Consider the following 7,129-nt stretch of genomic DNA (forward strand, 5'->3'; position numbering starts at 1 on the left):
ACAGCTCGAGCGGAATCACCTTGTGCAGGAGGGCCGCGACCATGTCGAAGCCGCCGCCATACATATAGAGGTTGGCGAAGGAGAGTGCCGCGGTGTCCTTGAAACCGGAACCGAACATGCGCAGCAGCAGGTCGGCATATTCGGCGTGGGTGTAGTCGTCCCAGCCGAGCCCATAGTCGCGGAAGGTCAAGCCTGCAATGACGGCGACCGCAGCCAGCACCAGCATGGCGAGATCGTCGCAAGTCCGTTCAACCGAGCGCCGCAGAGGCGTGTCGATCGCCGAAGTCGTGATGGATGTCATGGCTATTGGTGACCCGGAATCCCCTCTTGGCCCTGCTGGTGCGCGCGGGCCTGCTCCCCGGAATCCCTATAGCGCAGTTCCATTACCAAGTAATTGGGCATTATGGCTAAATTCCTGATGCAACGCAGCAAATCCGACCAACTTGAGAGCAGCCTAGAAGTAGCGAGCCGTAGCTGAAGGGAATGTGAATAAGTCCCTGATTTCCTTTCCTTTAGGAACGCAGCCTATAATTCGACGTTGGCGTGGAACACCGGATGACGGTATCGTGGCGTGACGAGTGTCGCGTATGGCTGCGCGGCCGGGGGTGAGTTCGATGGCGTTGGCATTGTTGATCGCGGGGATTTTCGCCGTTTTGGCGGGCCTCCTTGCGATCCTGTTCGGCTTCACCGTCAGGGAATTCAGTCTCGGCAGTACCCTCATAATCTCCGGTACCATCGGCGTCTGCTCCGGACTGTTACTGGCCGGCCTCTACGTGGTGGTCGCGGAGTTGAAGGGCATCGCTCGCCGGCTGGCTGGATCAATTGCACCATCCGACGTTCGGGTCAGGCCCGTGCTGCCGGGTCTCGGGATGGCCGGGACGCCTGCCCCCGCGCCTGAGCCGGCGGGCGCCGAGAAGATGGAGCCGGCGCCGCCATTGCCGGCCGCAGGACCGCCGCCTTGGCAGAACGAAGCAGCCGCGCGCGAGCGTCCGCGCGTCGAGCCGCCGCCAGCGCCGGAAGCTCCGAGCCCGCCTGAGGTTCCGGAACCGCCGCGCCGGCGCAACCTGTTGTTCGCCTCGACCTCCCGCAAGGAGCGTGAGCGCGCGGAAGCGAAGACCGGCGAGGGCTTGCCGCCGCTGCCGCATGCCGAGCCGTCGGCGGAGCCTGCCGCCCCGGAGACGCCGCCTGCGAGCTTTGACGACGCCTGGCCGAAGCCGGACCGTATGAGGCCTCCGGAGCCGCCGGCCGCCGCGCGGCGCCCGCCACCGCGCTCGCCGTCGACCTTCGCTGAGCCTGCTCCGCCGCCCGCACCCGAGCCTGCGGCTGCGGCCGAGCAGGCGCCTGTGACCGTGCTCAAATCCGGCATCGTCGACGGCATGGCTTATTCGCTCTATTCCGATGGCTCGATCGAAGCCCAGATGCCTGAGGGGATGATGCGCTTTGCCTCGATCGACGAGCTGCGCTCCCACCTCGACCAGCGCGGCGCTTGAGAGCGGGCGCAGGCAAATCTGGTGCAGGCAAAGGCTAGCGTAGACAAGTAAAGCGGTGGTGTTCTTGTCACTTCGTCAGTAATCAGCCCGGATTCCTTAGTCGTCCCATTTCAGCCGAACGTATTGTTGACACGGAATACTTTGGCGTCGTCTCTCGCGTGAGACGCAAGGTGGAGAAAGGCGGGGCTTATGTCGGATGCTGGGGCTAAGAATTTCGTTGAGCTGACGGCGGGCATCGTGTCGGCCTATCTCAGCAACAATCCAACGCCTGCGGCTGAGATTCCGAATCTGATCAGCCAGGTGCATGGCGCGCTGGTGCGCGTTTCGTCAGGCCGCACCGAGACGGCGCCGCTCGAGCCAGCGAAGCCGGCGGTCTCGCTGAAGAAGTCGATCGCGCCCGATTATCTGGTTTGTCTGGAAGACGGCAAGCGCTTCAAGTCGCTGAAGCGCCATCTGCGCACCCAATACAACATGACGCCGGAGCAATATCGCGAGAAATGGGGCCTGCCGGCCGACTATCCCATGGTCGCACCGAACTATGCGGTGGCCCGCTCGCAGCTTGCGAAGCAGATGGGACTGGGACAGCAGCAGCGGAAGCGGAAGTAGAGTTTCTACGACGCTTCCGCGAGCGCCTCTTTCGCGTCGGTCTTGATCCGCTCGACCATCGAGCGCAGGCCGTTGGAACGCTGCGGCGTCAGATGGTCGCGAAAGCCGAACTCGTCGAATACGGCAATGGCGTCGGTCGCAAGAATCTCCTGTGGCGTGCGGCCGGAGTAAAGCGACAGCACGATCGCGACCAGCCCGCGCACGATGTGGGCGTCACTGTCGCCGCGATATGTCAGGATCGGCGCGCCGTCATCGCGACGATCAATCAGCTTCTGAAGCCAGACCTGGCTGACACAGCCATTCACCTTGTTCTCGGCCGAATGCTCGGCTTCGGACATCGGTTCCAGGGTGCGGCCGAGCTCGATGACGTACCGATAGCGGTCGTCCCACTCGTCCAGAATCTCGAAATTATCCCTGATTTCATCGATCGTCGTCATGCTGGCCCAAAGTTCCCGTTCAGGCCAATATAGGGACGCAAAGCGCCGAAATCGATAGGGTTTGGGCCCTAATTCGCTGTCGCGGGCGCCGGGCCGCGCCATTCCAGCGCGAGGTCGTCCTGGGACAGGGTGTCGCGCGGCGCCTCGCTCGCAGCAAGATCGCCTTCGCCGGCCAGCGCGATCGAGCCGGTGTGGTCGGGCGCCTTCTTGTCGGGCTTCTCGAGCTGCTCTTTCTTGTCGTTGATGATCTGGTAGATCTTCTTTGCGCCGTCCTGCGCCCGCTGGCCGATGATGGTGGCGGCCTGTCCGCCGACCTCGCAGGCCGCTGGCTGGCGCTTGCAGAACTGGGTCATGTCGGAGACGGCCGCGGTCGCAGCCTGCACCGCGTCGGCAGCGCCGATCTGCGGCAGCTTGTCCGATTCGGGCGTCTTGTCCCGCGGCAGGAGCACCAGCACCAGCCCGAGCCAGAATGTGATGCGAAGCAGAAAGCGCATCTTGCGACCTGTATGTTAGATCCCGCCGCGGCGATCTCCGCGGATGTCGGACCTAGCAACTCTCGATAAATCGCAAGTGATTGCCTTCCGCTTAATTCGCGGAAAATTGACTCAAGAATCTTTGCTATCGATGGTGTCGTAAATTTTCGATTGACGTCCGTGCCGTGAGCGCTGCCGCCACGCCCGTCCACCATTTCGAAACCATGCGCATCACGGTGAAACCCTGTGTTCACCATCCTCGCCGATGACGTCGTCAAATCGTCTAAAAAGCCCTGCGATGACGGGGTGTCCGGCGGCGCGCCGCGATGCCTTAGTGTTCGTTTAAGGTCGCTCTGACACGGTGGCTCAACGATAAGGAGGCGTTCCGGCGCGTCTTCCCGACGAATGAGCCGAAGCGCGAGACCCGTGACAGTTTTGAGTATCATCCGCGATTGTCTCGATGCGCTGCTGCATCCCTCCGCGCGTTACGACGCGCTGACGCGAGCGCGCCATCGTGCCTTCATGGCCCCGCGGCTGCTCGGCAGCCTAGCCGCCTTTGCCGCATTCCCGGTCTATCTCGCCATGCGCGGCGCGCCGAGCGCGATCGAGGTGGCAGCCTTCGCCTGGCTGATTGCGCCGATCCTGTTGTCCTGGTTCCTGTCGCGCACCGGCCGTTACGAAGGCGCGCATGTGCTGTCGTCGCTGGCGCTCTCGGGCCTGATCATGGCGGTTGCGGTGACGACCGGCGGCATCGAATCATTCGCCGCAATCTGGCTGGTTGTCGTTCCCCTCGAAGCTGCGCTGTCGGCCTCGCGCCGCGTCGCGGCCTTTGCCTCGCTGCTGGCGCTGTCCTGCGCCGGCATCCTGATCCTCGTCAGCCAGCTCGGCTGGCTGACGATTGGCGATACCAGCGCTGCGGAACGCGGCGTGCTGATAGCGTTCGGCGTCGCCTCGGCGACGCTCTATGCCGCAGGTCTGGCCTTCGGAGCGGAATCGCTCGCGCGCACCAGCGTTGCGCTCCTGTTGCGTGAGGAAGAGCGTTACCGCCTCCTGGCGCGGAACATGAGCGACGTCATCTCGCGGCATCAGCGCAACGGCGCGGTGCAGTTCATTTCACCGGCGGTGGAAGCCATGCTCGGCGTGCCCGTCGCGCAGCTGCTCGGCCACGGCCTGTTCGATCGCGTCCATGTCGCCGATCGGCCGGCGTATCTGACGGCGCTGTCCGATGCCGCGCGCGGCGACGTGCGTAGCGTTGAGTTCCGGTTGCGCCGGGAGCGTGCCGGCTCGGAGCGCGGCCAGGTTGATTTCATCTGGGTCGAGATGCGCTGCCGCCCGCTCGATCAGGATCTGGGCCGTGATGCCACGCGCGAGGCCGATGTCGTCGCCGTGATGCGCGATGTCACCGACCGCAAGCTGGGGGAGCAGGCGTTCGATCAGGCGCGCAGCGCTGCAGAGGCGGCGGACGCCGCCAAGACGCGCTTCCTCGCCACCATGAGCCATGAGCTGCGCACGCCGCTGAACGCCATCATCGGCTTCTCCGAGATGATCACGCAGGAGCAGACCTTGATGCTGGGCGCGGCCCAGCGGAGGGAATACGCCCAGCTCATCAACGATTCCGGCCAGCATCTGCTCTCGGTCGTCAACGGCATCCTGGACATGTCCAAGATGGAGTCGGGCAATTTCGAGATGGCGTCCGAACCGTTCGCGCCGCGTGCATCATTGATGCATTGCTGCAATCTGCTGGCGCTGAAGGCGCGGGAGAACGGCGTCGATCTCGTCACCGATGCGCCGCAGGACCTGCCTGTCATGACCGGCGATCCGCGCGCCTTCAAGCAGATCGTGCTCAACCTCGTCGCGAACGCCGTCAAGTTCACCGAGCGTGGCGGTCAGGTCACCGTCACGGCCGCGGTCTCGGGCTCGCAGCTTGCGCTGCGCGTCAGCGACACCGGTATAGGCATCGCGCCTGACGATCTCAAGCGCATCGGCGCGCCGTTCTTCCAGGCCGGCAAGACCTATCAGCGCCGTCACGAAGGCACCGGCCTCGGACTTTCGATCGTGAAGAGCCTGGTGGCGTTGCATCTCGGCGAATTGACGGTACAAAGCAGGCTCGGCGAGGGCACTGCCGTCACCGTCAAGCTGCCGCTCGTCTACACGCCGCAAGCCAAGACGTCTGATATGAAGACTTCTGATGGCAAGATGTCCGACAGCAAGGCGAGCGAGAGCAAGATCGCGACCCTGACGCCGGTGCTACGCCAGGAAGTTCAGGACCATCCTCACGACCAAGTTCAGGACCAACCCGCTCTGGTGAAGAAAAGTGCCTAAAAAGTCTGCCAAGGACGAAGCCGCTCCGCGCCGCCGTGGCGCCAAGGCCGCGGTCATCGATGTCGAGACCGAGCGCAATCTCGTGCTGCGCGTGCTGCTGCATAGCCCCAAGGATACCCTGGCCGGTCTCGTCGCCGTTGCCGCCATCGGCGCGATCGTTGCCAATGCGCTGTTCCTGCAGACCGGCCGGCATCCAGCGCCGATGTTCGGCACCGTGATCAATCTTCCCGCACCGTCGTCCCTGGCGCTGTCGAACCCCTTGCCGCGTCCGCGTCCCGTCGGCGCCGATACCTCGCCGCTCGAGCCGAGAGCGACGGAGTTTCGTGCCGAACCCAGACCTGCGGAAAAGCCGCCGGAGAGGCCCGTCGAGGCGACCGCATCGACGCCGCGCTCGGGCGATCCCATGACCAATCTGGTCAAGCAAACGATTTCGGCGCCGCCCTCCGTCACGCGTCCTCCGGCGCCGATCCCCGTGCAGCAGAGCCCGGCCGCGCGGCGCATCGCCGGCGTGCAGCGCGCGCTGTCCGAATATGGCTACGGGAATTTGAAGATCACGGGGGCGATGGGCGCCGAGACCCAGTCCGCGATCCAGAAATTCGAGCGCGAGCACAAGATGCAGGTCACCGGCCAGCTGTCCGACCGCCTGCTCCGCGAGCTCGGCGCCGCGATCGGACACCCCGTCGAATAGTCGTGACTGTTGCGAAGGCTGGTGCTGATTGCAGCGCTGTCCTATCGTGCGCTCCATGCGTTTGAAATCAAATATCTGGGTCTCAGCCTATCTGCGCCGGTGCCAGACCGAGGGCGTGTACGGCGCGGTGCGGCGTCGCGGCGCGGAGGAGGCGGGTGCGGTGTTCGTGAAGGTCTCGCTGCTTGACGGCAATGCGATGCTCTATGTGCCGGCGCCGCAGACCTCTTATGACGACGGTCGGCCGGTCGATCGCTTCTTTGTGCCGCTTGCGCCGCAACCGATGCCGGAGCCCGCGGTGGAGGAGCGCCTGACCAAGGAAATCCGCTTCGACTCCGATATCTGGATCGTCGAGACCGAAGACCGCGCCGGGCGGCATTTTCTCGAGCTGGCGAAGGCCTAACGATCCGATCCGTCAGTCCCTGTCCGCACCGCGGGCGCGGAGCCGGGCTGCACGCCCGGGCGCGTCTGGCTTGCGCCCACACGTGCGCGCTGGCGCTCGCTGTCATGCAGCGAGGGCTGGTACTTTGCGCGGGTGACGGCGAGCGTCGAGCCGCGCCAGGCGGCCAGCATCACCAGCGCCGCGCGATCGCTGAGGCGATCGTAAAGACGCGACAGCCGGTACACGTCGGTCACGGAGTTGCCGATCTCCGGCTTGAAGAACAGCAGGATACGCTGGAACACCGGGCTCGGCATGTCGAGCGCGCGCGCGGCGACTGCGAGCGCTTCGCCGCTTGCATCGTCGACGATCTGGGCTGCGACGCGCGAGGGCAGGATCAGGCTGTCGCCGAGCTCGGAGGTGAAATTCTCGACATCGCCCGCGATCGCCGCCATCTCGAGGATCTGGATCGCGCGCTTGGCGCGCACGATCGGAATCCGCGGCGCCGCCTTCAGCGGGGTCTGCGCCAGATTGTGCAGGATCAGCGCGCGCTCGGGGGCGCCGGCGCGGAAGAACATGTCGTGGATATCGGCCGCGTCCGTTGGCTGCATTGCCATGTTCGAGGCCATGCGCAGCTCGGCGTCGCTTGGCGTGCGAACCGGCAAGGGGGCAGGAGGGGGAGCAGAGGCGGGCGCCGGGGTTTCGCGCGCGAGCGGAACCCTGCGGCCCTCCTGCGC

Annotated in this window: 8 protein-coding genes and 1 pseudogene; 5 read left to right on the plus strand and 4 right to left on the minus strand. The window is 64.9% G+C overall.

The features are described from left to right. Positions 1-301, minus strand: a pseudogene (locus tag IVB32_RS35245) (hypothetical protein); the annotation flags it as partial. Between the two features lie 313 nt (positions 302-614). On the opposite strand from IVB32_RS35245, the gene IVB32_RS35250 reads away from it, so the two are divergent. After that, on the plus strand, positions 615-1,490 hold the full coding sequence (locus tag IVB32_RS35250) for a hypothetical protein (protein ID WP_018456865.1): 876 nt from the start codon (positions 615-617) through the stop codon (positions 1,488-1,490). Between the two features lie 189 nt (positions 1,491-1,679). Next, positions 1,680-2,096, plus strand: coding sequence for a MucR family transcriptional regulator (locus IVB32_RS35255; RefSeq protein WP_018456864.1), 417 nt, complete (start codon positions 1,680-1,682; stop codon positions 2,094-2,096). Positions 2,097-2,101: 5 nt separating this feature from the next. Here the strand turns inward: IVB32_RS35255 and IVB32_RS35260 are convergent, their stop codons facing one another. Together IVB32_RS35260 and IVB32_RS35265 are read right to left on the minus strand one after the other, a co-directional pair. Next, positions 2,102-2,533, minus strand: coding sequence for a SufE family protein (locus IVB32_RS35260; protein ID WP_018456863.1), 432 nt, complete (start codon positions 2,531-2,533; stop codon positions 2,102-2,104). Positions 2,534-2,601: 68 nt separating this feature from the next. Next, a complete protein-coding gene (locus IVB32_RS35265; protein ID WP_018458485.1) occupies positions 2,602-3,027 on the minus strand; it encodes a DUF5330 domain-containing protein in 426 nt (141 codons plus the stop codon). A 384-nt stretch (positions 3,028-3,411) separates the two neighbouring features. On the opposite strand from IVB32_RS35265, the gene IVB32_RS35270 reads away from it, so the two are divergent. From IVB32_RS35270 to IVB32_RS35280, 3 genes are read left to right on the plus strand one after another with little or no spacing between them, the layout of a single operon-like run. Then, positions 3,412-5,328 (plus strand): PAS domain-containing sensor histidine kinase, encoded by a 1,917-nt coding sequence (locus tag IVB32_RS35270; protein ID WP_088930786.1) that lies wholly within the window; start codon positions 3,412-3,414, stop codon positions 5,326-5,328. Beyond that, positions 5,321-6,016 carry a peptidoglycan-binding domain-containing protein gene (locus tag IVB32_RS35275; protein ID WP_018458487.1) on the plus strand — a complete coding sequence of 232 codons (696 nt, stop codon included), beginning with the start codon at positions 5,321-5,323 and terminating at the stop codon, positions 6,014-6,016. Before IVB32_RS35270 ends, IVB32_RS35275 begins: the two co-directional genes overlap by 8 nt. A gap of 55 nt (positions 6,017-6,071) precedes the next feature. Then, on the plus strand, positions 6,072-6,416 hold the full coding sequence (locus tag IVB32_RS35280) for a DUF1491 family protein (protein WP_018458488.1): 345 nt from the start codon (positions 6,072-6,074) through the stop codon (positions 6,414-6,416). Here IVB32_RS35280 and IVB32_RS35285 read toward each other — a convergent pair. Continuing rightward, the coding region (locus IVB32_RS35285) for a DUF2336 domain-containing protein (protein WP_247412876.1) at positions 6,413-7,129 on the minus strand (717 nt) is incomplete at its 5' end. The genes IVB32_RS35280 and IVB32_RS35285 overlap by 4 nt on opposite strands.

Source organism: Bradyrhizobium sp. 23 (assembly GCF_023073295.1).
Classification (GTDB): domain Bacteria; phylum Pseudomonadota; class Alphaproteobacteria; order Rhizobiales; family Xanthobacteraceae; genus Bradyrhizobium; species Bradyrhizobium canariense_D.